The sequence below is a fragment of the Mycolicibacterium anyangense genome, from assembly GCF_010731855.1.
Lineage (GTDB): Bacteria > Actinomycetota > Actinomycetes > Mycobacteriales > Mycobacteriaceae > Mycobacterium > Mycobacterium anyangense.
Map to the genome: position 1 here is coordinate 245,666 of NZ_AP022620.1, position 26,830 is coordinate 272,495.

Consider the following 26,830-nt stretch of genomic DNA (forward strand, 5'->3'; position numbering starts at 1 on the left):
TCACGATCCACCTGCCGGCGGGGTCATCAAGCCGCTCAGGCCTGCGTCGGGGTTCGTCGGCACCGCTTCGGCCGGAAGCGGGGGTGGCGGGGCCGCACCGGGAGACGGAGTGGACGACCCGGGTGTTTCGGCCGGAACCGGAGCAGGTGCGGGCCGATAGTCGGGCCGCAGCCAATCCTCGCTGTAGGTCAGCTCGTTGGGGCGAGCTGAGGCACCGACGAACGGGTTCGCGCCGAACGGCAGGAAGTTGTACTGCCTGTTCTTGACGATCGGAGCGAGGTATTGCACGCACAGCTTGGCGGACTGCTCGGCGTTGAGCCGGGAAGCGGCTTGTATCGCGCCGCAGAGGAAGGACACCGGATTGGCGAAGTTGTTCAAAGCCAGAACGCCGGTCAGGGCGTTCTGGGCGGGCTGATAGATGTTGAGGAAGTTCTGGATCGTGGTCGGGCCGATGTGCAGGAACTGCTCGATCTCGTCGTGGCTTTCACCCAGGGCAGCAGCCACCCCGGCCAACTGCTCGGATGTGGTTCCGATCGCCTCGGTGTTCTCGGTGAGGAAGGCGCGGACATCCCGTACCGCGACATTGAGGTCGGCCATCGCTTGGCCGATCTCGTTGGGAGAGTTGGCGAACAGGCCGGTGACTGTCGCGAGGTTGCCATTGAGCATTCGCATCACATCGGTACTCGACTGAAGCGCCGTGACGAGCGTCGAGAGACTCTTGACCGTGCCGAAGATGTCCTTGCTGTGATCGCCGAGAGCGGAGAACGCCTCGGACATCTTGATGACGGCCTGGCGGATCTCAGCGCCCTGGCCCCGCAGATTGTCCGCAGTGGTGTTGATGAAGGCCCCCAAGGGGCTCACACCGCCCGCCGCGCTGGGCTGCAGTGTCTGCGTGAGCTTTTCGAGTTGCTCGCGCAGATCATCCCACTCGACCGGAACGATGGTGCGGTTCAGCGGAATCACCGCTCCGGTCTTGATGACCGGACCGCCGGTGTAGGCGGGCGTCAGTTGGATGGCCCGTGCGGTCACCAGCGACGGTGCCAGGATCGCCGCGTGGACGTCTTCGGGCACCCTGTACTTCTTGTTCACCCAGAACGCGATCTTCACGCCCTGCGGCTGCGGCTGGATGGACTCGATCTTGCCGACCGGGACGCCGAGGATCCGGATCTCGTCGCCCGGAAAGATGCCGTTGCTGTTGTCGAAATAGGCGGTGAGGTGGAGTCGGTTCGCCGACAACGTGGATCTGACCAGCATTGCGGCGCCGGCGATCAACGCCAGAACCAGCGGGACCGCTATCAGTAGTTTGGCCGTGCGCCGCGTCATGGCTGCTCCGGTTCGACGAGGACGGGCTGGGGCGTCGGGTCAGGTGCAGAGACCGCGGGCGGACCCGGGGGAGGACCACCGGGCGGCGGAGCGGGCAGCGGCGGGCGGTATGGGTAGCGCGGGTCACCCGGGTTACCGGTGATGGCTTCCGGGAGTGACGTATTCGGCTCGCCGCCCTGGCCGGTGCGCGGGAATGGCATCGGCAGCGGCGGTGTTCCGGGCTGGCCGACCTGTGGGTCGCTCAGCTGTGAGGGCAGCTTCACGTTCGGGTCCAGCCCGAGATCGGAGAATGCCGCGTCGACGAAGGGCTGAACGAATTGTCCGGGAAGCAGATTGGCGAGGTATGCCTTGAAGAACGGGCCTGACGACAAGGTCTCGCCGAAGGACATCGCATAGGCGTTCAACAGTTTCAGCGACTCCGTCAGATTCGCCCGGTACTTGTTGACCAGAGCCAAGACGCCGTTGAGCTTGTCGAGTGCGGGCTTGAGTTTGCCGCTGTTATCGGCAACGAAGCCGGACAGCTGACGGGAAACTGCTGACAGGTGACCGGCGATCGCGTCCAGCGAGCCGCTCTGGCTCTGCAGGCTACTCAACAGAGTGTTGGTGTCGTTGACCAAGCCGGCGATATCGGAACTGCGTTGTGACAGAACACCAGTCGCCTTCTCGGCGTTGGCGAGCAGGCTGCGCAGCTCTTGGTCGCGTTTGCCCAGGGTATCGGAGAACTTCGCGACACCGGCTACCGCCACCTGGAGATCGGGCGGGGTGTCCTTGAACGTCGCGGCAAGGGTGGACAGGGAGTCGGACAACTGGTTGGTGTCCAACCCGCTGATCGCCGAGGCGACGTCGCCGAGGGCGTCGGGAAGTTGGTAGGGCGGAGTGGTTCGATCCACCGGGATGGGACCGTCAAGCCTGCCTTGGCCGCGGGGCCTGATCTCGAGGATCTTCGATCCCAGCAGTGTCCTCGTCTTGATGGCCGCTTCGGTGCGGTCGCCAAGCGGCATGTCCTTGTCCACGTCGAAGGTGACCAGGACACGGTTCCCATCGAGATCGAGGTCGGTGACCTGACCGACCTTGAAACCCGAGACCTGTACCGGGGCGCCCACCGCCAGGCCGCCCGCTTCACTGAAGTACGCAGAGTAGGTTTTGCCGTTGTCGAAGAACGGCAGGTTCTTGTATTGCAGCGCGCCGACCACGAGGGCTGCGGCCACGGCGATGCCGATGACACCAACGATCACCGGATTGCGCTCGGAGATCATCTTCACTTCGGCGTGCACCTCCCGGTGTCTTGGCCGGCGAGCTTGACGTACACGGGTTGGCCGCCTTTGCCATTCACCTTGAGGAACAGATCGCACAGGTAGAAGCTGAAGAAGTCGCCATAGATGCCTTGCCGGGCCAGCGCGCGGTAGGCGTCGGGCAGAGTGGCCAATGTGTGATCGAGGAAGGCGTAATCGGCCATCGCCAACCCCGCCACCCGGTCGGTCTGCTGGACAGTGTCGTGCAGGGCCGGACGGGCTGCGGCCATCAGATCGGCGATCGACGCTGCGGCGGCGTCGGTGTAAGCCAGACCGTTGGTGATGTCGTCGCGGCGGGCGGACAACCCCTTGACCAGTTCCGACACCGACGAGATCGCCGTGGTGAACTGCTTGTTCTGATCGGCCAGCGAGCCGAGCACGACGTTGAGATTGTGGATGACCTGACCGATGAGGTCGTCACGGTCGGACAGCGTGCTGGTGAACTGCGCGGTCTGGCTCAGGAACGAACTGATCGTGCCGCCTTGTCCCTGGAACACCTGGATCAGTTGGCCGGTAAGGGCATTGACCTGTTCGGGGTCGAGCGCCCGGAACAACGGCCGGAATCCGCCGATGAGCGCGTCGAGGTCGACAGAGGGCTCGGTCTGGCTGACCGGGATGGTCTGCCCGGGCATCAGGCGCTTGGCATCACCGGCACCTTCTTGAAGTTCAAGATAACGATCGCCGATCGGGTTGTCCCAGCGGATGATCGCCCGCGAACCGTGCGTCAGGACGACTGACTGATCGGTGGTGAAGTCGACGGTGACGATGGTGTCGGGACGAATGGCGATATTGCTGACCTTGCCGACTTCGACGCCAGCGATCCGGACGAAGTCGCCCGATTTCAGGCCGGTGATGTCGGTGAACTCGGCTCGATAGGTGTTCTCGTCCTGGAATCGAAGCTGCGCGAAGATCGCGAAGATCGCGAAAATGCCCAGGAGGCAGACCATCACGAAGATGGCGAGCCGCCACACCGCGCCTGCCAGGTTGTCTCGCACCGCAAGTCTCCTTGTGTGAGCTTTCGTCTCGGTCGGCTCAGGGGCCTGGGGGATAGAGGGGTGTGCCGTCGGGACCGTAGAGCGGGGCGCCGTACGGCGGTGCTCCTGGGTAGGGCACCGGGCCGATGGCCGGTGGTCCGTCGCCGTGGGCCTTGGGCGACTCAGGCACACCTTTGGTGATCGGGAACCAGTTGTACAACCATGGATGGCCGATTCCGGGGTTGGGCCGCCAGTCCAGCCCGGTGCCCCAACCGGTGTTCGTCACCAATTGGCGGACCGGGAAGTTTTTGCTCGGGTCGGGCAGCGATCCGCACGACGGCTTTCCGCCGGGTCCGCCCTTGGCTGCCACGATGGGCAGATTGTCGGGGTACTTGTACGGGTCGTCGCCGGGCAGCAGGGCAGCGTCCAGGATGACCGACTTGCCGTTACCGCCCATTGCCACGTTGCCGCCGTTCTTCATGAACCAATTGGCACCCTGCAGGGCGCAGGTGAACGTCGGGTCGTATTTGTGCAGCAGATCCGTCGTGGGCACCAGGGCACCCATCAGATGGATGAGGTCATTGGCATTGCGGCCCAGGACATTTGTACCGGTCTGAGCCAACCCGATGGTGCCGAGCAGGGCCGCATCCAGTTGCGCGGCATGGTCGGTGATCGTCGTGCTGGTCGCCGACGCTGAATCCAGGATCTTCATGAGGTCCGGCGCGGCGCTGCCGTAGGCGTCGGAGAATCCCTTGAGTGCCCGCCAGTCCGCGGCGACGGTATCCATACGCGGATTGATCGCGAGCAGAACCTGGTTGGCGTCGACGGTGGCCTCACCGATGCGCTCACCTTGCCCGCGCACCCCGTCGGCCAGTGCGGTGAGGGTGGAGTTGAGCTTCATCGGGTCCAGCTTCGAAATGAACCGGCTCAGGTTCTCGAAGACAGTATTGACCTCGGTGCTGACATTGCGTGAGACCAGCACCGTGCCCGGTGCGATGTGTTGCGGACTCGGATTATCCGGGTAGATGAGGTCGACGTACTTGGCACCGAATGCCGTCGTCGCCTTGATCTGCGCACCGACGTTCTGCGGGATGTCGGCGGCCGCGTCGGGAAAGATGTTCAGGAGCACGGTGACATTGCGGCCGGTGCCGGTCACCGAGGCGACGCGGCCGACTTGTACGCCTCGCAGCTTCACCTTGCCGCCCGACTCGAGGATCAGACCCGAGCGCTCCGAGGTCAGCGTCACCGGTACGAAGTCACGGAACGCCCCGGTGAACAAGGCGATGGTCATGAAGACCAGACCAACGACAAGAGCCAGGAAGATGGCTGTCCACCAGGCCGGCTTGATACGCATGTCCATGCGGTCGTCGAACATCGCTACCCGGCCAAGTCGAAGTTGCCGGACTGTCCATACACGGACAGGGTGATGATGACGGAGACGAACGCCGCGGCGATGAGGGAGGTTCGCACCGCACGGCCGACTGCTTCGCCCACCCCCGCCGGGCCGCCAGAGGCGGTGTAGCCGTAATAGGTGTGCACCAGCATCACGACGATCCCGATCATCACGGCCTGGAAGAACGACCAGATCAGATCCGTCGAGTGCAGGAACGTGTTGAAGTAGTGGTCATAGACACCGGTGGACTGGCCGTAACCGAAGGTGGTACCCATCCTCGCCGCGAAGAAGGACGCGATCACCGCGATGCAGTACAGCGGCATCACGACGATGATGCCGGCCACGACTCGGGTTGAGGCGAGGTAGGCAATCGAGCGGATTCCCATCACCTCGAGTGCATCGATCTCCTCGCTGATGCGCATCGCCCCGAGTTGAGCGGTTGCACCGGCGCCGATGGTGGCGGCTAATCCGATTCCGGCCACGACCGGGGCGATGATGCGAACGTTGGCATAGGCCGAGATGAAGCCGGTCAGTGCTTCGACACCGATACCTGCCAGCGAGTTGTAGCCCTGGACGGCGATGATCGCGCCAGCCGACAAGGTGAGGAACCCGATGATCACCACGGTTCCGCCGATGACGGCCAGCGCGCCGGTGCCCAGGCTCATCTGCGCGATCAGCCGGACGATCTCCAACTTGTAGTGTGCGAAGGCGTTTCGGATCTCGGCGATCGTCCGGCTATAGAAGGCCATCTGGAATCCGACGGCCTCCCAACCTCTGCTGAACTGCTTCGCAAAGCGATTGAGCCGGTTCAGTCGTCGGCTGGGTCCGGCGGCGGTCACTGGGCCACCTGGACGCCGATGGCGGTGGCGATCACGTTGATGAAGAACAGCGCCATGAAAGAGAGCACCACGGTTTCGTTGACGGCATTGCCGACACCGGCCGGGCCGCCGCCCACCGAAATGCCCTTGTAGCAGGCGATCAGACTCGCTGCCAGACCGAACACTGCGGCCTTGGTCAGCGCCACGATCACTTCGACGGGGCCGGTCAGGATGGTCATACCCGCGGCGAACGCCCCGGGGGTGACGTGTTGGACGAATACCGAGAACAGGAAACCGCCGCCCAGTCCGATCACCGACACGATCGAATTCAGCAGCAGGGCAACAACAGTGGCGGCCAGTACCCGCGGGACCACCAGGGACTGGATGGGATTGATGCCGAGGACCCGCAGTGCGTCGAGCTCCTCACGGATTGTTCGGGCTCCGAGGTCGGCGCACATCGCCGTCGCGCCGGCTCCTGCCACCACGAGAACGGTGACCACCGGGCCGATCTGGGTGATGGCCCCCAGCGCGGTCCCGGTACCCGAGAAGTCGGCGGCACCGAACTCGATGAGCAGAACATTCAGTACGAACACGGTCAGCACGGTGAAGGGAATCGACAGCATGATGGTCGGTACCAATGAGACTCGGGCCACGAACCAGCTCTGCAGCAGGAACTCACGCCAGGCGAACGGCGGCTTGAACATCAGGATGAAGGTGTCGACGGACATCGCGACGAACCCGCCCACCGCCGCGGCCGGCTTCAGTGCCGATGAGGCCGCCCTGCCAGCAGTGCGGGGAGGCGATACAGCAGCGGCTTGCTCCATCCTGACCTCCGATCGGCGGTGGCTTGGTGTCGGTGATGTGATCTGGGTCGCACCATTCGGGCTTTAAGAACGTACAACAGATTTTGTCCGTTGTTCAAGATGCTGATGGAGTTTGCCGCACTTCAGGTACCGGGTCGCCCGCTGCGCTTAGCCACGCAACGTGCAGATGCACCGAACGCGCGCCGGCGCCAGGTGATAATTTAATCTATCTTCAACTAAAGAATGGGGCAAGAAGTCCGCCGTCGGTTCCAGGCGATTGTGGAAGGTAAGGAGGGGGTGGGCTGGCCTGGGGCGTACGGCCGCTGCGACGACTGTCCTCGGTCGGCGCGGTGGTTGGTTGCTGGGCGCTCAGGCCGGCTGGCCGTAGACAGCCACCACGACCGAGCGGTCCAGGCTGTTCTCCGACCACACCCCGATCGCGGTGTTGGCGCAGTCCGACATGATCCCGAAATCGACCGGGTTGTAGTACCACTGATTGATCACATCGAGGTTGTTGATGGACAGTGCCGGGTTGATCGCTACGGTCTGGGTGACCTTGCCGGTGAAACCTGCTGCGGCAGCGCGACTTTGGGCGGTCGAGCCGTCCGATCCAAGGTCGCCGTCCAGCGATCGGTTGTTCAGGACGTCATCGGCGTGCCACTGCGCAGCCAGCGTCAGTGCCGGGTTGCGTTTGATGTCGGTGCTGCAGCCGGCCTGGTGCTGCACGGTATAGACGTTGGCGACCACGCTGTTGTTGAGCCGCGAGTTATCGGCATGTGCGGCCGGGGCGAACGCCACGGCGAGCACGGTGGCAGCGCTGACCGAGGTGGTGAGCCGGGTCAAGGTGGGCATCGACGCCGTCCTCACTGTGCAGACGGCACCCAGCCCGCCGCCGACTTTCGGAGCTGCCAGATCTGGGCGGGGCATAGCTCCTGCGACGCCTGGCTGAGCAGGTAGGTCGCCTGGAAGTCGTCCCCGGTGTTGAAGTCTGTCTTGACCGTGTTGACCATCTGGGTGAAGCTCGTGCCCGCGGCGATCTGGTCGCACAAGCCGTACCCGTAGGACAGCGCCGCGTCGGCGTTGGGGAAGTTGTACCCCGGCCGCACCGTGACGTTCACCAGATAGCCGACGCTGTCTGCGCTGGCGGTCGGTGCACCGGCCAGACCGGCGAGGGCAGTACCCACCGCGGCGGCACCCACCACAAGAAGCCGAGCCGTCGTCGCTGAAACAATGGTCATGCGGGTCAGTGTAAAGCCATCCTCGCGCCGTTCGTGTTGTTCTACGATTCGGCCATGATCCGGCCAGCCCTGGTGATGTCGACGCTCTGTCTGACAGTCCTTGGCGGCGCCGTGGGCGGCGGCGGTGTTGCGCAGGCCGGCCCGGACGCGCCGTGCACCTACACGCTGTCACCGCCGGAGATCGCGGACGGGCAGGTGAGCGCCACGGCGGTAATCGCCGGATGCGGTCCCGCGGCGGGCCCGTACTCGGCGGTCGCCTGCATCCAGCCGTTGGACAGGGACTCGGTCATTCAGTGCAACCAGGCTCATGGTGCCGATCCGGCGACGATCGTGGTGCCCTATCGCCCGGGCACCACCTATGTGGCCACCGGGCGTGGCTGTGCGGCGTGGGCGCTGCAGCCCGCATCGCCGCCGTGTCAGATCCTCGGCCCGTTCACGGCGACGCTCTAGACGCGGGGTCTGCAGAGAGCATTGCGTGCCGCGCTCGGCTTGGTCGCCGCGTCCCTCCTGCTGGCGTCGTGCGCGCAGACGCCCGGCCCCGCGATCACGTCGGCACCGGCGGCCGTGCCTACCTCGACGGCCGAGCAGTGGCAGCCCGCCGTCGTCCGCCAGGTGACCGCCGCGGATCTGGGGGCCACCTGGCACCCGGACTGTCCGGTTGCGCCCCAGCAACTGCGTCGGGTCGAGCTCGACTATCTGGGTTTAGATCACATGATCCATCGCGGCGCCCTGGTGATCGACGAGGCGCTCGTGCCCGACGTGGTCGCGATCTTCGATGACCTTCTGGCGCAGCACTATCCGATTGCGAAGATGCAGACCGCCGAGCATTACCGCAATGCCGATGACGAGTTGTCGATGGAGGACAACAACACCTCGGCTTTCAACTGCCGCCCGCTTCCGTCGGGGCGCGCGTGGTCACAGCACGCCTACGGTCGAGCCATCGACGTGAACCCTCTGATCAACCCGTACATCACCAAATCGGGTGACTTGCAGCCGAAAACGGCCGCCGCCTATCTGGACCGAACGCGCGCCGACCTCGGTCTGCTGCACGCCGGTGATCCCGCGGTGCGGGCCTTCACCGACCGCGGCTGGACCTGGGGTGGCAGCTGGCACGACCCGATCGACTATCAGCACTTCGAGCGGCAGTGAGCTACGAGTGTGTAGGCTCGGCCAAAGATCAGGAACGCGCGAGTGTCTCGCCGAAGGCGACCAAAGCGGTGCGGCCGACAGCGAGGATGTCCTCGTCGAAGTCGCTGTTGTCGCGGTAGGACAATTCCAGCACGCGGTCTGCCATCTCGACGGCCACCAGCATGTTGCGCCGGTCGGTGGCGGCGGGCATCAACGCGCGATCGACCAGGATGTCGTGCAGCCGATTGGCCAGCGTCTGCATCCGCAGGTGGATGTGCTTGGTCACGGTGGGGGAGGTGCGCCCGCCCATCCACAGGCTCGCCGCACTGGGGTGCTGACGGTAATACGCGACGTGCAGAGCGATCTCGTTGGTGAACAACTCGGCGAACGAGGTGATCTCCCAGGTCTGCTCGGCCGCGACACAAATAGCGTCGATCTCGGCGCAGTGCCGCTCCATGAGTTCGTCGAGGATGGCGTCACGGTCGGCGAAGAACCGGTACAGCGAGGGGTAGGCCACCCCGGCGCGGTCGGCGATGGCGCGGGTGGTGACGGCGTCGATCCCGTCTTCATCGGCGATCGCCGTGGCGGCATCGAGGATGCGCTCCACGGTCTGCCGAGACCGGGCCTGCACCGGAGCCCGTCTCGCAACCGCCACCGTGGTCATCGACGTCCCTTCTCCGCAACCTCTTGACAGCTGATCGGTAAACTATAACACTATTCGCGTTATAGTTTCTCACTCGATGTGGAGTGTTCTCGATGACCGTCACCTCGTTCCACCAGGCCCGCCCGAAGCAGCCGCTCAGCGGCCACGTCAACGTGTTGATCGTCGGCGCCGGCATCTCCGGGATCGGCCTCGGTCACCACCTGGTCACCAAGCAGCCGGGCAAGACCTTCGCGATCGTGGACGGCCGCGAAGCCATCGGCGGTACCTGGGATCTGTTCCGTTACCCGGGTATCCGCTCCGATTCCGATCTGCACACCTTCGGTTACGAGTTCAAGCCGTGGACATCGGACAACGCGATCGCCGATGCCCACGAGATCATCGACTACCTGCACGAGGTCATCTCCGAAGACGGCCTGGCTCGCCGAATCTATCTGCAGCACAAGGTGATCGGAGCCGACTTCGACTCCGGGACCGCTCAGTGGCGCGTCACCGTGGAGACCGGCGGCGAGCAGACCGTCGTCACCTGTGACTGGCTGTTCTCCGCCGCGGGCTATTACGACTACGCCGGCGGGTACCGGCCCGAATTCGAGGGCGAGAGCGAGTTCGCAGGTGTGATCGTGCACCCGCAGCAGTGGCCCGAGGACCTCGACTACCGCGGCAAGAAGGTGGTGGTCATCGGATCCGGTGCCACCGCCGTCACCCTCATCCCGGCCATGGCCGACGACACCGCCCACATCACCATGCTGCAGCGCTCGCCGTCCTACGTGATGCCGTTGCCGCGCAAGGACCCCATCGCCAACTCGCTGCGCAAGGCGCTGCCCGAGAAACTGGCCTACCGGATCACCCGCAAGCTCAATGTCGGTCGGCAGCGACTGATCTACGGTGCGAGCCAGAAGTACCCGAAGCAGGTGCGCCGCATCATCCGCGCCCTCAACGTCAAAGCACTTCCCGAGGGCTACGACGTCGACACCCACTTCAATCCGACGTACAACCCGTGGGACCAGCGGATGTGCGCGGTGCCGGACTCGGATCTTTTCAAGGCGATCTCGGCGGGCAAGGCTTCGGTGGTCACCGACCGCATCGCCCGGTTCACCAAGACCGGCATCCTGCTCGAATCCGGCAAGGAGATCGAGGCCGACATCATCGTGACCGCGACGGGTCTGAAGCTGCAGGCCTTCGGCGGCATCCAGCTGACCATCGACGGACAGTCGGTCGACCTGCACGACAGCCTGGCCTACAAGAGCTTCATGCTGTCCGGTCTGCCCAACTTCGCCTTCGCGATCGGCTACACCAACTCGTCGTGGACCCTGAAGGTCGACTTGGTGTGCGAGCACCTGTGCCGGATGTTGGCCTACATGGATCAACACGGCTACACCACGGTGGTGCCGGTGGTCGACGATCCGACGATCCCGCGGCGCCCGCTGCTGGACTTCCCGGCCGGCTACATCCTGCGCGCGCTCGACGACTTCCCGCAGCAGGGCACCACCGGCCCGTGGACCGTGGAAATGGACTACAAGTCCGACCACGAACGACTGCGCAAGGGCCCGGTCGACAATGCCGCCCTGCGATTCAGCACGGTCGCGCCGGTGACCGCCAAGCCGGACTTCGCCACGGCATGAGCAGGCCCGCCTTCATCGAGGTGGACGGCCGTCGCACTCGGGTCAGGGTCGACGGCGACCCTGACCGCGCACCGGTCCTGCTCGTCCACGGCATCGGTCGCAGCCTCGAAGACTGGGCGCCGCAACACGAGCGGCTCGCCCAGAACCATCGGGTGATCTCCCTGGATGTGCCTGGGTTCGGGTTCTCCGATCGCCCGCAGGAGGCCATCACCCTGGCCGTGTTGGCCCGCGGCGTCAGTCGCACCCTCGACGAGCTCGGCGAGACCCGCCCGGTGCACATCGTCGGCAACTCGCTGGGCGGCGCGATCGCCCAGCAGATGCTGGCCAGCCAGCCGGACCGGGTGGCCAGCATGGCGCTGATCAACAGCGCCGGTTTCGGTACCGAGGTCACCCCACTGCTGCGGATGCTGACCGTGCCCGTCCTGGGTGAGCTGACCGTCCGCAAGCCTTCCCGGCTCAACGCCGTGCTGCTGGAGCGGCTGATCCACGCCGACAAGGCGGTGGCCACCAAGGAGCGCATCGACCACGCCTACGCCGTCGCCCGGCAACCCCACGCCGGGGCCGTGCTGCGGGAAACCACCCTGTCGCTCGGGACGCCGCGCGGTGTCAAAGCACAATGGCGACGGGACCTGGCCGCGGCGGTCGCCGCCAATCCGCGACCCACGCTGATCATGTGGGGCAGCAAGGACCGGGTGCTACCCGCACACCACATCCGCGAGGCGCAGCGGGTCTACCCGCATGCCGAAGTGCACCTGCTCTCCGGTGTCGGCCACATGCCCCAGATCGAATGTCCCAGCCGGTTCGCCGACCGCCTGCTGCCCTTCCTGGCCCGCGCGGGTGCTTGAGGCCGGCAAGGCCATCCCCGCCGACGTTCAGCACCTACCTGCACGACCCGCGCCGGTAGCCGATCAGGTGTCGGCGATCCCGGCGCCGGCCAGTGCGGGCACCGGGTCTTCCCGGTGCAGCACCGATTGGGCGCCGGTCTTGAACCGCTCGAGCAGTTCGACGACGGTCTGCCCTTCCGGGGTATGACCCCAGATGCTGATGCCCTGGTGGGTCGTCGGCGCCCAGGTCGACTCGTCGACGACGATCGGGTTCCAGCCCAGTTCCCATTCGAAGCCCGACGGTGTCACCGCGTAGAAGGACAGTTCCTTGTCATTGGTGTGCTGACCGATGGACAGGGCCATGTCGAAACCGAGCTGCTTGACCCGCTGGTAGGCCTGCGTCATGTCGTCGAGCTCGGCGACCTGGACGTTGCAGTGCTGGATCCTGGTCCGGATGGGGTTGATCGGCAGCCGATTCACCGCGGCGATCGCGACACTGTGGTGGCGTTCGTTGACCCGCAGGAATCGAATCTTGAACTTCAGCCCGCTGATGGTCTCGTCGATGTAGTCCGACAGCCGGGCATCGAACACGGTGGAGTAGTAGCCACGCATCTGGTGGGGCTTCTTGGTGGCGATGGCCACGTGGCCCATGCCGTCGGCGCCGGTGACGAATCCGCCGCGGGCAGCCAGGTTCAGCGGTTGCGCTGCGCGGTGGGCGCGCACATACATCTCCTGGGCCAGGCCATTGGGGCCCGGGAAGCGGATGAATCGCTCGACGCCACGCAGAGCCGCGTCCTCGTTACGGCCCTCGACGACCGGGACACCCCGGTCGCGGATCCGCTTTTCGATGGTGTCGAAGGTGGCGTGGTCGTCGAGTTCCCAGCCCAGTGCTGTGGTGTCCTCGGCCGGTCCGCGTTGCAGTAGGAACCGGCACTCGTTGTCGTCGAGGCGGAAGCGCAGCACATCGGGCAGCGTCTCGTCGAGATGCATGCCGATCGCGTCGCGGCCGAAACGCCGCCAATCGTCGAACTTCTCGGTCTCGATGACGAGGTAGCCGAGGTGGACCTTGCCGAAGACGTCGGTCATGACACCGCCAATCGTGATTCTGGCGAAAGGAATTCGGTGACGAGCTGGTTGAACAGCTCAGCGCGCTCCCACTGCATCCAATGCCCGGTGTGCGAGGTCATGACGAGCTCGGCGTTGGGCATGAGGTTGAGCAGCAGTGGTCCGCCGGCCGGCCGGTTCACCTTGTCGTCGCGGCCCCACAGCACCAGGGTGCGGTTGGGCAGCGTGCGGAGCCGACGGTCGCGGGTCAGGTCCATCCGCCACAGCGTGCGCAACCCTGAGGGGCGCTGCAGCGGTGGATTGGCCACCACCTCGGGGTCCAGCGACGCCTGGTAGCGCAGGTCGATGAGATCGTCGGGAACGGCGGCGCCGTCGTAGACAAGATAGGTGCGGATGAACGACGCCAGTTTCGCGCGATTCGGGCCGTCACCGCCGTAGTACGACAGCAGCGCCTTGAGGCCCTCGGTGGGCAGCCCACGAGTGGTGCCGATGCCGCCCGGGCCCATCAGTACCAGTTTGCCGGCCCGGTGCGGGGTATCTAGAGCGAGCCGCAGCGCTGCCGCGCCACCATAGGAGTTCCCGACCAGATGGGCGGTGTCGATGCCCATGTGGTCGAGCAGACCACGGATGGAGTCGGCCAGATAGCCGAATGGATCGCTGTGGTCGACGTGCTTGCTCGAGCGGCCGTAGCCGGGCATGTCGGGGACGATGACGCGGCACGACTGGGCCAGCACGTCGATGTTGCGTCCATAGTTGGACACCCCGGACGCTCCCGGTCCACCGCCGTGCAGCATGACAACCACCGGGCCGGAGCCCTTCTCGGCGACGAAGATCTGCCTGCCGCCGACGGTGACGACATGCTCGGTCAGTTCAACGGTGGTCATGCGTGATCCTTCACTCGGTGGGACGCCGCGACGAATCCGGCGGGCGGAGGGGGGAGTGGCTTGTCGGTGGTTCCGCCGGCATAGACGAACCCGTCGGGGCGCAACGCGACGACCGACGTCTTCTTGTTCTGCAGCCACCGGGTCAGCGTGCCGTCGCAGTCGACGATCCGGTCGGGGCCCGCAGCGCTGCCCGGGGCCGCGATCTGGATGACCGGCACCCCGGCCGAGCGCCAGGCCCGCGGCAACAGGTCCGGGCCGACGTGCAACACCGACCAGGTACCGCCGACGACGTCGTCGAACCGCACCCGGTCGCCGTTGCCGTCGATGACCCACGGCTGTGGGATCAGCCACCCGACGGCGGGGTTGCCGTTGTGGGCAAGCAGTCCCGCGTCATAGTGTGCCGGCGGGAGCCATCGATGGTTGCGCAACCAGGTGCTGAATCCCGGAAGCTTGTTCGCCGTGCGGAACACGTGCCGACGTACCTTGGCGCGCAACGGATTACGGTCGACGATGATTTTGCCGACCTTGACGGCCCGACTGGTGACCTCCTTGACGTGCGGAAGCCGCTCAGCCTGATAGGAATCCAGTACCGACTCGGGCAGCGATCCGGACAGGACGGCCTGCAGCTTCCAGCACAGGTTCGCGACATCCCGAACCCCGGCGCACATGCCCTGCCCGATCCACGGCGGCATCGCGTGTGCCGCATCGCCGGCCAGGAAGATCCGCCCGACCCGCCACCGATCGGCGAACCGCACGTGGTGGCTGTAGCAGGCGAACCCGATGATCTCGACGTTGGCGGCGGTGATCCCCTGGTGGTTGAGGACCTCCCAGATCGCCTCATCGGTCAGCAGAGCCTTCTCGTCTTCCTCGTCGCGCACCGGGAATTCCCAGCGATGGTGTCCCAGCGGAGTCGGGCAGTCCACCGTCGGCCGCAGCGGATTGCAGTGGAAGCGCAACTTGTCATGCCCGGGCCATTCCCGAATGACCTTGGTGTCGATCACGATCCAGCGCTCAGAGAAGGTGCGGCCACCGAATCCGATACCCAACTGGCCGCGAATCGCACTGGAACCGCCGTCGGCGGCGATCACATAAGAGGCGCGGATTCGTTTGAACTCGTCGCGCATCAGGTCGGCCAACATCAATTCGACGCAGTCAGGATGCTGGATGAGCCGCAGGCATTCGTGCTCGAGCAGAACCGAGACGCCCGCGAAGCGCTCGACACCCTCCCGCAGGACGGTGTCCACCGCGGGTTGGTAGATGAACTGTTGCGGCGGGTGGCCGTTGCCGCGGTCCGCGGGGAGCAACCGGATGATCGGGACGCCGTCGGGATCGACGAAATTCGCGCCGGCCCCGGGTTGCATGTCGGCGTTGAGCCGGTCGGCCAGGCCCACCTGCTGCCAGATCCGCAGCACTTCCTCGTCGGTGGAGATGGCACGGGCCCGGAAGTAGATGTCCGGATCGCGCTCGATGACGACAACCCGAAGGCCCATCTGGCCGAGGAGGTTGGCGGCGGTGGCGCCGACCGGTCCGTATCCCACGATCGCGACGTCGTAAGCAGCCGCCTCGAGGTCGTCGGTTGAACTCATGACTTTCTCTCATTCGTCGTCCGTGTCCGCGTTGACCGGGGACTTGTTCTGTAGTGATCGATACGGTAGTGTAGTGATCGCTACAGAGTCAAGAGGTAGGGGTCGAATGGTCGGCAACGAGGCGCCCAAGCGTCGGCAGCGGCGCGCGGACGGTGAGCAGTCCCGCAACCGGATCCTGGACGCGGCGACCGAGATTGCCGCCGAACGTGGTTACGAGGGCACCAGCATCGGAGCGGTGAGCGCCAAGTGTGGGCTGCCGGCCAGCTCCATCTACTGGCATTTCAAGGACAAGGACGACTTGATCGCCGCCGTCATCGAGCGCAGCTTCGGCAACTGGTTGCAGGTCTGGCAGCTGCCGGACGATCTGGTCGCCCGCGAGCGGCTGATGGAGGTGGCCGCCCGTACGGCCAAGGCGGTCGCGGACTCACCGGACTTCCTGCGTCTCGGACTGATGCTGGCGCTCGAGCGCCGGCCCGTCGAACCCCGGGCCCGGGCGATGTACATCCAGGTGCGCGATCAAGCCTTCGAAGCCCTGACCCAGAGCCTCGGCGCACTGGCCCCGGGCTTGTCCGCCGAACAGACGCGGCAGCTGGCGACCTACGCGATCGCCGGGGCCGACGGGTTGTTCATCGCCAAGGAGGTCGGCGGAGACAGCGTTGACCTGGGCGCTCTCTTCGCCATTCACGGCCGCGCCCTGTACGACACTGCCCTGCGGATGATCGAGGAGAACGACACCCCATGACGAACCCGACGAGACTGCCCGCCGCGAGCCTCGGCGAGGCCGCCGACCTGTTGTTCACCGCCGATGCCGATCGCCGGCCGATCGGCCCGCTCACCGAGCGGTACCCGGGGCTGGACCTCGCCGACGCCTACGCCGTCCAGCAGCTCAACATGACCCGGCGGCTCGGAAACGGCGCCCGGCTGGTCGGTCACAAGATCGGCTTGACCTCCGAACCGATGCAGACCCTGCTCGGCGTCGACGAACCCGACTTCGGCTACATCCTCGATGACATGGTGGTGGCCGACGGTGCGGCGGTACCGCGCAGCCGGTTCTGTGCACCACGCGTCGAGCCGGAAGTGGCGTTCTTGCTTCGTGATCCGCTGCGCGGGCCGGGGGTCACCGTCGCCGACGTTCGCGCTGCCACCGAGGCGGTGGCCGTCGCGTTGGAGATCGTCGACAGCCGTATCGCCGACTGGAAGCTGACACTGCATGACACGGTCGCCGACAACGCCAGCTCGGGTGCGGTGGTGCTGGGCGAGTGGATAGCGTTCACCGACGACGTCGACCTGATCAATGCCCGAGCATCGTTGCGGCTCAACGGAACCGAAGTCGACTCGGGCGTGGGCTCGGCCGTGCTCGGCGATCCTGCCGCGGCGGTGGCCTGGCTGGCCAATGCCCTCGCACCGTTCGGAACCGAGATCCTTCCCGGCCAGTTCATCATGTCCGGATCGTTCACCACTGCCGCGTTCGTCCACCCGGGTGACGGCGCGTCGGCCGCCATCAGCGGCCTGGGAACCGTGTCGTTGACCTTCACCTGAGGAACATCATGACGTCACAACAGAACTGGCCGGTCGCGATCATCGGATCGGGCAACATCGGCACCGATCTGATGATCAAGATCCTGCGCAGCGACGGCCCACTGACGATGGCTGCCATGGTCGGCATCGACCCGGCATCCGACGGTGTGGCCCGCGCGCGGCGGATGGGCGTACCGGTCAGCGTCCACGGTGTCGACGGATTACTGGCGATGCCCGGCTTCGCCGACATCAAGATCGTCTTCGACGCCACTTCGGCGGGCGGTCACCGGGCCAATTGGGCCACACTCGAGCGCACCGGTGTGCGGATGCTGGACCTCACCCCGGCCGCCATCGGTCCGTACTGCATCCCGGTGGTGAACCTCGATGAACACCTCGACGCGGTCAACCTCAACATGGTGACCTGCGGGGGACAGGCCACCGTGCCGATCGTCGCCGCGGTCGGCCAGGTTGGCTTAGTCTCCTACGCCGAGATCGTCTCCGCGATCTCGGCGAAGTCGGCAGGCCCGGGGACCCGGGCCAGTATCGACGAGTTCACCGAAACCACCTCGTCGGCTCTGTGCACCGTCGGTGGCGCGCAGCGTGCCCGGGCAGTGGTGGTGCTCAACCCGGCCGACCCGCCGGTCCTCATGCGCAACACGGTGCACTGCCTGGTGGACGGGGACGTCGACCACGAGGCGGTCGAACAATCGGTGCAGGCCATGGTCGACAAGGTCGCCGCCTACGTGCCCGGCTACCGGCTCAAGCAACGCCTGCAGTTCGAGCGATTCACCACTCACAACCCGCTCTACATTCCGGAAACCGGCACGTTCACCGGTAGCCGGGTCACCGCTCTGCTGGAGGTGGCCGGCGCGGCGGACTATCTGCCGGCCTACGCGGGCAACCTCGACATCATGACCTCGGCGGCCAAGGCCACCGCCGAGCGTATCGCCGTCCACGCCGGCCGGACTGCCGGAGTCGCGCCATGACTCACGACCTCTACATCAGTGACGTCACCCTGCGGGATGGGATGCACGCCGTCCGCCACCAGTACAGCATCGAACAGGTGGTGGCGATCGCCGGCGCGCTCGACGCCGCGGGCGTCGACTCCATCGAGGTGGCGCACGGCGACGGCCTGGCCGGATCGACCTGCACCTACGGCTTCGGCGCGCACACCGACCTGGAGTGGATCGAGGCCGTTGCCGCCGTGGTGCGTTCGGCCAGAGTCGCCACCCTGCTACTGCCCGGAATCGGTACGGTGCGCAACCTCACCGAAGCCAACCGGGCCGGTGCGACGGTGGTGCGGGTGGCCACTCATTGCACCGAGGCCGACATCGCCGCCGAACATCTCGCCGCGGCAAGAGAACTCGGGATGGATGCCGTCGGCTTCCTGATGATGAGCCACCTGACGCCCCCCGATTCGCTGGCGCGGCAAGCCAAACTGATGGAAGGGTACGGCGCCACCTGCGTCTATGTCGTCGACTCCGGTGGTGCCATGGTGATGCGCGATGTCGCGCAACGCGTGGATGCACTGCGCCAAACATTGCTGCCGACAACGGAAATCGGAATTCACGCCCATCACAACCTCTCGCTGGGCGTCGCCAACTCGATCGTGGCCGTCGAACATGGCGCCAACCGGGTCGACGCGTCACTGGCCGGGATGGGCGCCGGAGCGGGCAACGCCCCACTCGAGGTGTTCATCGCTGCTGCCAGCCGGATGGATTACCGGCACGGCTGCAACCTGCACGCGCTACAGGACGCCGCCGACGATCTGGTGCGCCCGTTGCAGGACCGGCCGGTTCGAGTCGACCGCGAGACACTGACTCTCGGCTACGCCGGGGTGTACTCCAGCTTCCTGCGGCACGCCGAGGCGGCCGCCGCACGCTATGACGTCGACGCCCGCACTCTGCTCGAGGAAGCCGGCCGGCGAGGCATGGTGGGCGGCCAGGAGGACATGCTCGTCGATATCGCCCTCGACCTCATCGGCGGCGCATCGGCCCGCTGAGCCAGGACTATTCGCCGAACCGCCCGAACCGGATGGCTTCGCGGCCTACCGTTTGATGGGCCGGCAGCGAGGAGGACACCCGATGACCAAGTACGTGTACGACTTCACCGAGGGCGATAAGGATCAGAAGGATCTGCTCGGCGGGAAAGGCGCGAACCTGGCCGAGATGACCAAGCTGGGGCTGCCGGTGCCGCCCGGGTTCACCATCACCACCGAGGCCTGCCGCGAGTACCTTGCCCACGGTAGCGCCCCGGGCGAGCTGCGCGTGCAGGTCACCATGGCGTTGCGCCAACTTGAGGATCACCTGGGCCGCCGACTGGGTGACCGGCACGACCCGTTGCTGGTGAGTGTGCGTTCCGGTGCGGCGTTTTCGATGCCGGGGATGATGGAGACGGTGCTCAACATCGGGCTCAACGACGCCAGCGTCAAGGGGCTGGCCGAGGAGTCCGGGGACGACCGCTTCGCCTGGGACTCCTACCGTCGGCTGATCCAGATGTTCGGCAAGACCGTGCTGGAGATCCCCGGCGAAGTGTTCTCCGACGCCCTGGACAAGGCGAAGTCGGCCAAGGGGGTGGCCAGCGACGTCGACCTCGACGTCGACGATCTTCAGGCCCTGGTCACCGTCTTCAAGGACGCCGTCCGCCAGCACTGTGGGCAGGACTTCCCCCAGCATCCGCGCGAACAACTCGACATGGCCATCGATGCCGTCTTCGATTCCTGGAACACCGACCGGGCCCGGCTGTATCGCCGCCGCGAGCGCATCCCGCAGCACCTGGGTACCGCGGTGAACATCTGCACCATGGTATTCGGCAACCTCGGGTCCTCCAGCGGCACCGGCGTGGCCTTCACCCGGGACCCGGCCACCGGGCGCACCGGTGCCTACGGCGACTACCTGGCCAACGCCCAGGGCGAGGACGTCGTCGCCGGCATCCGCAACACGCTGTCGCTGGACGACCTCAAGGAGCTGGACCCCAAGTCGCACAAGCAGCTGCTCAAGGTGATGCGCCGGCTCGAGACGCACTATCGAGACCTGTGCGACATCGAGTTCACCATCGAGCGCGGCACGCTGTGGATGTTGCAGACGCGCGTCGGAAAGCGCACTGCCGCAGCGGCTTTCCGCATCGCCTCGACATTGGTCGACGAGAATCTGATCACCATGGACGAGGCGCTGTCCCGAGTGTCGGGCTCTCAGCTCGCGTTGTTGATGTTCCCGCAGTTCGATCGGTCGGCCCCGCGTGATCTGCTGACCAAGGGAATGGCGGCCTCGCCGGGTGCCGCGGTGGGGCGCGCGGTCTTCGACTCGGCCACCGCCAAGGCGTGGGCGGACCGTGGCGAGCACGTGGTTCTGGTTCGGCGCGAGACCAACCCCGACGACCTCGAAGGCATGATCGCCGCAAACGGGATTCTGACTGCTCGGGGTGGGAAGACGTCGCACGCCGCCGTGGTGGCGCGCGGCATGGGCAAGACCTGCGTCTGCGGGGCAGAGGAACTCGACGTCGACAACACCAGCCGCACCGCGCGCATCGGTTCGATCGTGATCAACGAGGGCGATGAAATCAGCATCGACGGCTCGACGGGTGAGATCTTCCTGGGGGCGATGCCCGTGGTGCCCTCGCCGGTCGAAACCTACCTCGAATCCGGTGTCGAAGCCGCTCTGGTCGGCGCCGACGACGAGACGGCCGGGCTGGTCCGGGCCGTCGACCGGTTGCTGACCCACGCCGATGCTCGGCGGCGCCTGGCCGTGCGCGCCAACGCGGACACCGCCGCCGATGCGGCCCGGGCGAGATCGCTTGGTGCACAAGGTATCGGGTTGTGCCGCACCGAACACATGTTCCTCGGGGACCGTCGGGTGTTGATCGAACGGGTGATCCTGGCCGGATCCGCGGCGGAGCGCGACGAGGCGCTGGCGGCCCTCTTGACGCTGCAGCGCGAGGATTTCACCGAACTGCTCGACACCATGGACGGGTTGCCGGTGACGATCCGGCTGCTCGACCCGCCGCTGCACGAGTTCCTGCCGGACCGAACCGAATTGGCGGTCAAGGTGGCCCTGGCCGAAGCCCGTGGTGACAGCGGCCCGGAACTGGACGCCGACCGCAAGCTGCTGGCGGCCGTCGAGCGACTGCACGAATCCAACCCGATGCTGGGGCTGCGCGGCGTGCGACTCGGTCTGCTGACCCCGGGTCTGTTCGCCCTGCAGGTGCGGGCGCTCAGCGAGGCAGCCTGCCATCAGCTCCTCGCGGGCAAGGACCCCCGGTTCGAGATCATGGTCCCACTGGTCGGCTCGGTCATGGAGTTGCATCTGGTGCGCGACGAAGCCGAGCGGATCCTGGCCGACGTCGCTGCTGCGAACGGTGTTTCGCTGAGCGCCCCGATCGGCACGATGATCGAGTTGCCGCGGGCCGCGCTCACCGCTCACCGCATCGCCGACGCCGCGGATTTCTTCTCCTTCGGTACCAACGACCTGACCCAGACGACCTGGGGATTCTCCCGCGACGACGTCGAGTCGACGGTGTTCGCCGCCTATCTCGAAAAGGGTGTGTTCACCATCTCGCCGTTCGAGACGATCGATGCCGACGGTGTGGGCCGGCTGGTCGAGATCGCCGCGCACGAGGGCCGCACAACCAAGCCGCACATCAAACTCGGGGTCTGCGGCGAGCACGGCGGTGACCCCGAGTCCATCCACTTCTTCCACCGCACCGGGCTGGATTACGTGTCGTGCTCGCCGTTCCGGTTGCCGGTGGCGCGGCTGGAAGCCGGACGGGCGGCGATCACCGCGCGATCGGCCTCCTCGGCCTGAGCGATCAGTCGACCGGGACGTCGAGGATCGGACGCTGCACGCCGGCGCCGGGCCCATCGAAATGCCACCACTCGCCGGAGTACGGAGCGAGTCCGCCGGCCGTCATGGCCGAGCGCAACCGGGCCCGATTGGCCTGGGCCTGCGGGCTCACCCCATCGGTGGCGTACGCCGTGGCGCGCGGGGAGAAGTCGTCGAACCCGGTGCCCATGTCCAGCAGGTGGCCCTGTTCGGCCAGCGTCACGTCCACCGACCTGCCGGTCTCGTGGCTGCGCGCATACGGCCCGGGTTTGGCCACCCAGGCCGGGTTCGAGACCACGTCGAACATCCGGACCTGCACATCGTGGGGCCGGTAGCAGTCCCAGAACACCAGTTGATCGCCCTGGGCGCGCAGCGCGTCGGCGGCCGCGGCTAGACCGGCCACCATCGACTGGTGAACCAGGCAGCGTGCGTCGGGAGGGTAGAGCGCAACGCCGGTGAAGTTGTTCGGTGTCGCGTACCGCATATCGATGATCGCGTCCGGAACCACCGTGCGGACGTCGACGAACCCCGCCGCGGCCGCCTGCGGGCTCACCGGTGGCACGCCCCCGTCGGGGCTGGCGAGCACGGTAGGGGACAGGACCGCGGCCACGGCCAGACCCGTGACCGTGACCACCCTGGCGTGACGCTGGGCGAAGGAACGCATCACAGCATTGTGCCTGTCGGTCAGCGTGTCCCGGCGATGTCCAGCTGCTCGGGACCACCGCGATACCGCAGATAGCCCAGCTGCCGTCGGGTCGCCACCACCAGAACCACGGCCGTGAGCAGGCACAGGATCAGCACGCCGAACTGGCCGGAGAACGTGGCGACATCCGAGGAGATCACCCCCTTGTCGCCCAGCCGCTCCAGATAGGTGGCGGTGCCGTCGACCGACCCGTGCAGCAGGATGGCCAGCAGCAGACTGGCTCCGGTGTTGTTGGACAACCAGGTGAACAGGAAGCTGATGCTGGTGGTGAACACCACGAAAATGCCGACGCCCACAACACCATTGACTGCTCCGCCGGCAAACCAGGACGGGGCGTAGAGGAAGAAGTGCCACCCGCTCCAGAGCAATCCGAGCAGAAGGGTCGCGCGCACCGGTCCGAACCGGTGCTGCATCCGCGGCAATGCGAAGCCGCGCCACCCGGACTCCTCGAACAGTGGACCGAAGACGAAGTGGGCGAGATAGGACGTCGGGTAGATCGCCAGTGCCGACGGTGTCAACGCCCGCAGGGCGTCAGGACTCACCAGCGCCGCGGTGACGAGAACCTGACCGACCGGGACGAGCAGGATCGCCACGGCAAACCAGACCGGCGCGACCCGCCACTGCGTCAGGCGCCGCAGGAGCCGCTGCACGCCGGCGCGCCCCTGCGTCACCGCGGTCATGAAGAACGCCGTCCCCGTCACGCCGATCGCCACGCCGGGCAACGCGTACCACGACGGGGTGTGGGTGGTTTCGGAGAACGCCGGCACCCCGGCGAACACCAGCGGCGCCCACAGCAGCCAGGTCACCCCATAGGACAGGACGAAGAACCAGACGAGTGGCCGGGCACGCAGCATCTCGGCCAGCCGCGCCGGGACGGTGCGCTCAGGCATCACCGGAGCATAGGCGCGGTTCAGTACCGTTGCGGCTCGGGTGAACTGCCGATCCGCCGGTCGGCGGTCAGCAGCAGGTTGTCGTAGGCCGACCGGGGTGGGGCCTTCTCGCCCTGGGTGAGATGGACGAAGTCGGTGACGACCTGCTCGGCGAGCAGGCGCAGCTTCACGTTGGCCTCCTGAGAGCGCCACCTGAGCAGGTCGAATGCGGCGTCAGCGTCGATTCCGTAAATGACCATGAGCATGCCCTTGGCCTGTTCGATCGCCGCCCGGTTCTCGGCGATCTCGGCGATCGCCTGGCTGAGGCGCTGCTGCTGATGGTCCTCGGTGGGGCTGACATCGACGTAGAACCCGTGGGTGCCGATCACCTCGCCGTCGTCGTCGAGCAGCTTGTCGGCCACGACGATGACGTGGTGGATGTGGCCGGCGGTATCGATGATCCGGTGCCGGGTGCTGAACGCCTGGTGCTGGCGCCGAACCTCATCGAGGGTGGCGGCGACGGCCTGATAGTCGTCGGGGTGCTTGTGCGACAAGACCAGCTCGGTAGTGGGAGAGACGGTGCCGGGCTGGTAACCGTGCAGCAGCTGGACCTCGGGTGACCACTCCCAGCGGTCGTCGTCGAAAAAGAACCGGAACCAGCCGACCCGCTGAGGACCGCCGGGCTCGTCGCGAGCACCGCCAGCATCCCCGGTCGGTGGCTCGTCAGCCGGAACCTGCATCGCGATACCCCTCGCCCGAACAGCATTCTGTTCGCCATTTCTAGTCGGAACGGCCGCATCAGCTGAGAAATTTCGGAACTTCAGGCGCGCCAGAACCCCCGGTATCCCAGGTTCTGCGGGCATGGAAGTTTTACACCCGGCCGAGGCTGGTTTCAAGCCGGGGCCTCGTTGCCGTCCCTGCGGCACCGAGACTGCGCTCAGGATGGGCCCCTTCGGCGTGTCGGCGATCTGTGTGCAGTGTCGGCGAGCGGACGCGTCACGGAGTGAGACCACCGTGACTGCAGTGACAGATGTAACGAAATGGACGTGTTATCGACAATCACCGGTAGAGGGGCGCTGACCGGCCGATATCGACCAAGGCTTCCCCGTCCGGAACGACCGCGGAGGAACCATGACGAACACCCTGGCGCGTCGCGCCTGCCTGGGACTGGCGGCGCTGGGGGCCGGGCTGGCCCTTGTCGGTGCACCTACCGCCATGGCCGAGCCGGCCGACGTCCCCGCCCCGGCACCCACGGCGCCGGTGACCCCCGCTGATCCGGGTACTGCGGCCCCGGTGCCCGCCTCGACCCAGCTCGCCGACGGCGTGCCGCACCTGCCCAGCCCCGACAATCTGCCGCCGGGCACCACCGACACTCCGCCGCAAACCCGGAACCTTGGCTACCTGCGCGAGATCTGGCACGCCATGCAGACCCAGGACGTGACGATGAGTGACGCGCTGTTGTTGCTGGCTCAGCGGCCGATGAGCTCGACTGCGGCACCCGGCCAGTCCGCGACGCCGTCCGGTCCGGTCGGATCCTCGGCTCCGGCGGCCGCGACTGCGGCACCCGAGGCCCCGGTCAGCCCCTGACCGGAACGCAACTAGTGCTGCTCGACAGCCTGCACGGCGCGGTGCAGGTCGGAGTGGTAGCGCCCGTCGGCCTCGACCTGATGCCACCACCGGGTGCGCGCTACGGTACGCAGGGCCCGCTCCGGCAACCCGGTGAAGACCAACCGCACACCTGAGCCGGACATCTCCAGATCGAGTTCCACCAGGATGTGCAGCACCGTCGACTCCAACACGGTCTGGCGGACCAGATCCAGGATCACCACCGCCGGCGTGATCTCGGCTTCCAGAGCCGCATTGCGGATCATCGCGATGTTGGGTCGCACGTTGGCCGCATAGAGCGGAACAAGGCAGCGCAGTACCAGCGGTTCGGCCGGCGTCAGCGGCGCGTTCTCCGGTTCCTCCTGCCAGGCACCGTTGTCGCGGCGGAGTACCTGAACCACGTGCGGGCTGTTGACCACGTGCAGCACCATCAGCAGGGTCGCCGCCACCGCCACGACGACCGCCACGATCAATCCGAACGCCAGCCCGAGAGCCGCAACCGCGATGGCGCCCAAGCACTCTCGCGGATTGATCCGGTACAGCCGGCGCAGCGCCTCGATGTCGACCAGGCGCGACACCGCCACCACCACGACCGCGCCGAGCACCGCTTGCGGAAGACGGTCGAGTATCGGGGCGACGACCAAAGCCACCAGAACCGCCAGCGCCGCGAGCACCAGACCGCTGATCTGGCTGCGCGCTCCGGCCCGCAGATTTACCGCGGTCTGGGCGAACCCCCCGGCCGGTGGCAGCGAGTGGAAGAAGGAACCGGCGACTGCGGCCACACCGAGGGCCAGTAGTTCACGATCGGGCTCGATCGGTGCCTCACCGGCGCGCCGCGAGGTGCGGGCGACGGCGATGGACTCCAGGAATGCCATCACGGCTATCGCGAGCGCCCCGGGAAGCAAGGGCACGATGTGATGGTCGAGATGGGGCAGTTCTGGCAGCGGGAACCCGGACGGCACCGGCGGGATGAGGGCCACACCATGAGCGGGCAGCGCAAGCGCGCCACTCGCCGCGATGCCCGCGGCGATCACCACCAGCGGTCCGGGCACCCGCGGGGCGAACCGGGCCAACGCCACCAGCACGACGATGCTCACCGCCGAGATGCCGACGGTCACCGGACTGGCTTGCCGGATCTGGGCCAGCGCAGCCCAGGCGACCCGGATGAATCCGGTGGTGTTGGGATGCGGTGGCACGCCGAGCAGTCGCGGCAGCTGGGCCGCCGCGACAGTCAGGCCGACGGCGATCTTGATACCGACAAGCGTCATGTCGCTGATGTTGTCCACCAGCATGCCGAGCCGAAAAACCCTGGCTACCAACAGGAAAACGCCCACCAGGAGGGTGAGCGTGACCAGATCGCCGCGCTGGTCGGTGGAGCCGATGAGGATTCCACCGGCGAGCATGGTCGACGCGGTCAGGGTCGACACCGTCGAGGTGGTGCTGATACTGACCGCGCGGGCGCCGCCGAGGAAGGCGTACACGATCACCGGGAAAATGCAGGTGTACAGACCCATCTGCACCGGCACGTTGGCGACGGTGGCGTAGGCCATCGCCAACGGGATCACCACTGCGCCGGTGCTGAGCCCGGCCACGATGTCGGCCCGCAGCCAGCGCAGCTGGTAGGGCCGGATGGCGGGGATCAGCCAGGGCGAGACAGTGCGCACGCCCGGAATTGTGACATCGTCTGCGCCGGGATTCCCGGGATGC

General features: G+C 66.4%; 26 protein-coding genes. 10 read left to right on the forward strand and 16 right to left on the reverse strand.

Going from position 1 to position 26,830, the window contains the following annotated elements; all coding sequences use genetic code 11:
• From G6N35_RS01120 to G6N35_RS01155, 8 genes are all read right to left on the reverse strand, one after another.
• Window positions 1-1,323 (reverse strand): MCE family protein, encoded by a 1,323-nt coding sequence (locus tag G6N35_RS01120; protein WP_163802473.1) that lies wholly within the window; start codon window positions 1,321-1,323, stop codon window positions 1-3.
• Window positions 1,320-2,585, reverse strand: coding sequence for an MCE family protein (locus G6N35_RS01125; RefSeq protein WP_163802475.1), 1,266 nt, complete (start codon window positions 2,583-2,585; stop codon window positions 1,320-1,322). The genes G6N35_RS01120 and G6N35_RS01125 overlap by 4 nt, the downstream gene beginning before the upstream one ends.
• Entirely contained in the window at window positions 2,582-3,610 is a 1,029-nt protein-coding gene (locus G6N35_RS01130; protein ID WP_163802477.1) for an MCE family protein, read from the reverse strand. The genes G6N35_RS01125 and G6N35_RS01130 overlap by 4 nt, the downstream gene beginning before the upstream one ends.
• 37 nt (window positions 3,611-3,647) lie before the next feature.
• Window positions 3,648-4,964, reverse strand: coding sequence for an MCE family protein (locus tag G6N35_RS01135; protein ID WP_163802484.1), 1,317 nt, complete (start codon window positions 4,962-4,964; stop codon window positions 3,648-3,650).
• Window positions 4,965-4,966: 2 nt separating this feature from the next.
• On the reverse strand, window positions 4,967-5,821 hold the full coding sequence (locus G6N35_RS01140; RefSeq protein WP_163802486.1) for an ABC transporter permease: 855 nt from the start codon (window positions 5,819-5,821) through the stop codon (window positions 4,967-4,969).
• Window positions 5,818-6,624, reverse strand: a complete 807-nt coding sequence (locus tag G6N35_RS01145; protein ID WP_163802488.1) for an MlaE family ABC transporter permease — start codon at window positions 6,622-6,624, stop codon at window positions 5,818-5,820. Before G6N35_RS01145 ends, G6N35_RS01140 begins: the two co-directional genes overlap by 4 nt.
• A gap of 348 nt (window positions 6,625-6,972) precedes the next feature.
• A complete protein-coding gene (locus G6N35_RS01150) occupies window positions 6,973-7,455 on the reverse strand; it encodes a CAP domain-containing protein (RefSeq protein WP_163802490.1) in 483 nt (160 codons plus the stop codon).
• Window positions 7,456-7,466: 11 nt separating this feature from the next.
• The gene (locus tag G6N35_RS01155; RefSeq protein WP_163802492.1) at window positions 7,467-7,841 is read right to left on the reverse strand and encodes a DUF732 domain-containing protein; all 375 of its coding nucleotides are present in this window, start codon (window positions 7,839-7,841) and stop codon (window positions 7,467-7,469) included.
• Window positions 7,842-7,895: 54 nt separating this feature from the next.
• On the opposite strand from G6N35_RS01155, the gene G6N35_RS01160 reads away from it, so the two are divergent.
• Both G6N35_RS01160 and G6N35_RS01165 read left to right on the forward strand, forming a co-directional pair.
• The gene (locus G6N35_RS01160; RefSeq protein WP_163802494.1) at window positions 7,896-8,291 is read left to right on the forward strand and encodes a hypothetical protein; all 396 of its coding nucleotides are present in this window, start codon (window positions 7,896-7,898) and stop codon (window positions 8,289-8,291) included.
• 21 nt (window positions 8,292-8,312) lie between these two features.
• Entirely contained in the window at window positions 8,313-8,990 is a 678-nt protein-coding gene (locus tag G6N35_RS01165; protein ID WP_246224163.1) for a M15 family metallopeptidase, read from the forward strand.
• A gap of 28 nt (window positions 8,991-9,018) precedes the next feature.
• Here the strand turns inward: G6N35_RS01165 and G6N35_RS01170 are convergent, their stop codons facing one another.
• Window positions 9,019-9,633, reverse strand: coding sequence for a TetR/AcrR family transcriptional regulator (locus tag G6N35_RS01170; protein WP_163802496.1), 615 nt, complete (start codon window positions 9,631-9,633; stop codon window positions 9,019-9,021).
• Between the two features lie 92 nt (window positions 9,634-9,725).
• Here G6N35_RS01170 and G6N35_RS01175 point away from each other — a divergent pair, with 92 nt between their 5' ends.
• Both G6N35_RS01175 and G6N35_RS01180 read left to right on the forward strand, forming a co-directional pair.
• A complete protein-coding gene (locus tag G6N35_RS01175; protein WP_163802499.1) occupies window positions 9,726-11,252 on the forward strand; it encodes a flavin-containing monooxygenase in 1,527 nt (508 codons plus the stop codon).
• On the forward strand, window positions 11,249-12,097 hold the full coding sequence (locus G6N35_RS01180) for an alpha/beta fold hydrolase (RefSeq protein ID WP_163802501.1): 849 nt from the start codon (window positions 11,249-11,251) through the stop codon (window positions 12,095-12,097). Before G6N35_RS01175 ends, G6N35_RS01180 begins: the two co-directional genes overlap by 4 nt.
• A 63-nt stretch (window positions 12,098-12,160) precedes the next feature.
• On the opposite strand, the gene G6N35_RS01185 is transcribed toward G6N35_RS01180, so the two are convergent.
• The 3 genes from G6N35_RS01185 to G6N35_RS01195 are packed head-to-tail and all read right to left on the reverse strand — an operon-like array spanning window position 12,161 to window position 15,611.
• The gene (locus tag G6N35_RS01185; protein WP_163802503.1) at window positions 12,161-13,162 is read right to left on the reverse strand and encodes a VOC family protein; all 1,002 of its coding nucleotides are present in this window, start codon (window positions 13,160-13,162) and stop codon (window positions 12,161-12,163) included.
• The gene (locus G6N35_RS01190) at window positions 13,159-14,025 is read right to left on the reverse strand and encodes an alpha/beta fold hydrolase (RefSeq protein ID WP_163802505.1); all 867 of its coding nucleotides are present in this window, start codon (window positions 14,023-14,025) and stop codon (window positions 13,159-13,161) included. Before G6N35_RS01190 ends, G6N35_RS01185 begins: the two co-directional genes overlap by 4 nt.
• Window positions 14,022-15,611 (reverse strand): bifunctional 3-(3-hydroxy-phenyl)propionate/3-hydroxycinnamic acid hydroxylase, encoded by a 1,590-nt coding sequence (locus G6N35_RS01195; protein WP_163802507.1) that lies wholly within the window; start codon window positions 15,609-15,611, stop codon window positions 14,022-14,024. The genes G6N35_RS01190 and G6N35_RS01195 overlap by 4 nt, the downstream gene beginning before the upstream one ends.
• Window positions 15,612-15,717: 106 nt before the next feature.
• Between G6N35_RS01195 and G6N35_RS01200 the strand changes: the two genes are divergently transcribed.
• The 5 genes from G6N35_RS01200 to ppdK all read left to right on the forward strand — a co-directional run bounded on the left by G6N35_RS01200 (window position 15,718) and on the right by ppdK (window position 21,928).
• Window positions 15,718-16,353, forward strand: coding sequence for a TetR/AcrR family transcriptional regulator (locus G6N35_RS01200; protein ID WP_163802509.1), 636 nt, complete (start codon window positions 15,718-15,720; stop codon window positions 16,351-16,353).
• The gene (locus G6N35_RS01205) at window positions 16,350-17,150 is read left to right on the forward strand and encodes a 2-keto-4-pentenoate hydratase (protein ID WP_163802511.1); all 801 of its coding nucleotides are present in this window, start codon (window positions 16,350-16,352) and stop codon (window positions 17,148-17,150) included. The genes G6N35_RS01200 and G6N35_RS01205 overlap by 4 nt, the downstream gene beginning before the upstream one ends.
• A gap of 8 nt (window positions 17,151-17,158) precedes the next feature.
• Window positions 17,159-18,115, forward strand: a complete 957-nt coding sequence (locus tag G6N35_RS01210) for an acetaldehyde dehydrogenase (acetylating) (protein ID WP_163802513.1) — start codon at window positions 17,159-17,161, stop codon at window positions 18,113-18,115.
• Window positions 18,112-19,131 (forward strand): 4-hydroxy-2-oxovalerate aldolase, encoded by a 1,020-nt coding sequence (gene dmpG / locus G6N35_RS01215; RefSeq protein WP_163802515.1) that lies wholly within the window; start codon window positions 18,112-18,114, stop codon window positions 19,129-19,131. Before G6N35_RS01210 ends, dmpG begins: the two co-directional genes overlap by 4 nt.
• An 82-nt stretch (window positions 19,132-19,213) precedes the next feature.
• Entirely contained in the window at window positions 19,214-21,928 is a 2,715-nt protein-coding gene (gene ppdK / locus G6N35_RS01220; protein ID WP_163802517.1) for a pyruvate, phosphate dikinase, read from the forward strand.
• Between the two features lie 4 nt (window positions 21,929-21,932).
• On the opposite strand, the gene G6N35_RS01225 is transcribed toward ppdK, so the two are convergent.
• The 3 genes from G6N35_RS01225 to G6N35_RS01235 are packed head-to-tail and all read right to left on the reverse strand — an operon-like array spanning window position 21,933 to window position 24,258.
• Entirely contained in the window at window positions 21,933-22,610 is a 678-nt protein-coding gene (locus G6N35_RS01225; protein WP_163802519.1) for a M15 family metallopeptidase, read from the reverse strand.
• A gap of 20 nt (window positions 22,611-22,630) precedes the next feature.
• Window positions 22,631-23,539 carry a CPBP family intramembrane glutamic endopeptidase gene (locus G6N35_RS01230; protein ID WP_163802521.1) on the reverse strand — a complete coding sequence of 303 codons (909 nt, stop codon included), beginning with the start codon at window positions 23,537-23,539 and terminating at the stop codon, window positions 22,631-22,633.
• 20 nt (window positions 23,540-23,559) lie between these two features.
• Window positions 23,560-24,258, reverse strand: coding sequence for a PAS and ANTAR domain-containing protein (locus tag G6N35_RS01235; RefSeq protein ID WP_163802523.1), 699 nt, complete (start codon window positions 24,256-24,258; stop codon window positions 23,560-23,562).
• Window positions 24,259-24,649: 391 nt separating this feature from the next.
• Here G6N35_RS01235 and G6N35_RS01240 point away from each other — a divergent pair, with 391 nt between their 5' ends.
• Window positions 24,650-25,105, forward strand: coding sequence for a DUF2894 domain-containing protein (locus G6N35_RS01240; RefSeq protein ID WP_163802525.1), 456 nt, complete (start codon window positions 24,650-24,652; stop codon window positions 25,103-25,105).
• Between the two features lie 11 nt (window positions 25,106-25,116).
• On the opposite strand, the gene G6N35_RS01245 is transcribed toward G6N35_RS01240, so the two are convergent.
• A complete protein-coding gene (locus G6N35_RS01245; RefSeq protein WP_163802527.1) occupies window positions 25,117-26,787 on the reverse strand; it encodes a SulP family inorganic anion transporter in 1,671 nt (556 codons plus the stop codon).
• Between the last annotated feature and the right edge of the window lie 43 nt (window positions 26,788-26,830).

Coding starts and splice junctions, on each gene's coding strand:
- G6N35_RS01120 (WP_163802473.1), bottom strand. CDS start 1,323: ATGACGCGGCGCACGGCCAAACTACTGATAGCGGTCCCGCTGGTTCTG.
- G6N35_RS01135 (WP_163802484.1), bottom strand. CDS start 4,964: ATGTTCGACGACCGCATGGACATGCGTATCAAGCCGGCCTGGTGGACA.
- G6N35_RS01145 (WP_163802488.1), bottom strand. CDS start 6,624: ATGGAGCAAGCCGCTGCTGTATCGCCTCCCCGCACTGCTGGCAGGGCG.
- G6N35_RS01150 (WP_163802490.1), bottom strand. CDS start 7,455: ATGCCCACCTTGACCCGGCTCACCACCTCGGTCAGCGCTGCCACCGTG.
- G6N35_RS01155 (WP_163802492.1), bottom strand. CDS start 7,841: ATGACCATTGTTTCAGCGACGACGGCTCGGCTTCTTGTGGTGGGTGCC.
- G6N35_RS01160 (WP_163802494.1), top strand. CDS start 7,896: ATGATCCGGCCAGCCCTGGTGATGTCGACGCTCTGTCTGACAGTCCTT.
- G6N35_RS01170 (WP_163802496.1), bottom strand. CDS start 9,633: ATGACCACGGTGGCGGTTGCGAGACGGGCTCCGGTGCAGGCCCGGTCT.
- G6N35_RS01175 (WP_163802499.1), top strand. CDS start 9,726: ATGACCGTCACCTCGTTCCACCAGGCCCGCCCGAAGCAGCCGCTCAGC.
- G6N35_RS01180 (WP_163802501.1), top strand. CDS start 11,249: ATGAGCAGGCCCGCCTTCATCGAGGTGGACGGCCGTCGCACTCGGGTC.
- G6N35_RS01185 (WP_163802503.1), bottom strand. CDS start 13,162: ATGACCGACGTCTTCGGCAAGGTCCACCTCGGCTACCTCGTCATCGAG.
- G6N35_RS01190 (WP_163802505.1), bottom strand. CDS start 14,025: ATGACCACCGTTGAACTGACCGAGCATGTCGTCACCGTCGGCGGCAGG.
- G6N35_RS01195 (WP_163802507.1), bottom strand. CDS start 15,611: ATGAGTTCAACCGACGACCTCGAGGCGGCTGCTTACGACGTCGCGATC.
- G6N35_RS01200 (WP_163802509.1), top strand. CDS start 15,718: ATGGTCGGCAACGAGGCGCCCAAGCGTCGGCAGCGGCGCGCGGACGGT.
- G6N35_RS01205 (WP_163802511.1), top strand. CDS start 16,350: ATGACGAACCCGACGAGACTGCCCGCCGCGAGCCTCGGCGAGGCCGCC.
- G6N35_RS01210 (WP_163802513.1), top strand. CDS start 17,159: ATGACGTCACAACAGAACTGGCCGGTCGCGATCATCGGATCGGGCAAC.
- dmpG (WP_163802515.1), top strand. CDS start 18,112: ATGACTCACGACCTCTACATCAGTGACGTCACCCTGCGGGATGGGATG.
- ppdK (WP_163802517.1), top strand. CDS start 19,214: ATGACCAAGTACGTGTACGACTTCACCGAGGGCGATAAGGATCAGAAG.
- G6N35_RS01225 (WP_163802519.1), bottom strand. CDS start 22,610: ATGCGTTCCTTCGCCCAGCGTCACGCCAGGGTGGTCACGGTCACGGGT.
- G6N35_RS01230 (WP_163802521.1), bottom strand. CDS start 23,539: ATGCCTGAGCGCACCGTCCCGGCGCGGCTGGCCGAGATGCTGCGTGCC.
- G6N35_RS01235 (WP_163802523.1), bottom strand. CDS start 24,258: ATGCAGGTTCCGGCTGACGAGCCACCGACCGGGGATGCTGGCGGTGCT.
- G6N35_RS01240 (WP_163802525.1), top strand. CDS start 24,650: ATGACGAACACCCTGGCGCGTCGCGCCTGCCTGGGACTGGCGGCGCTG.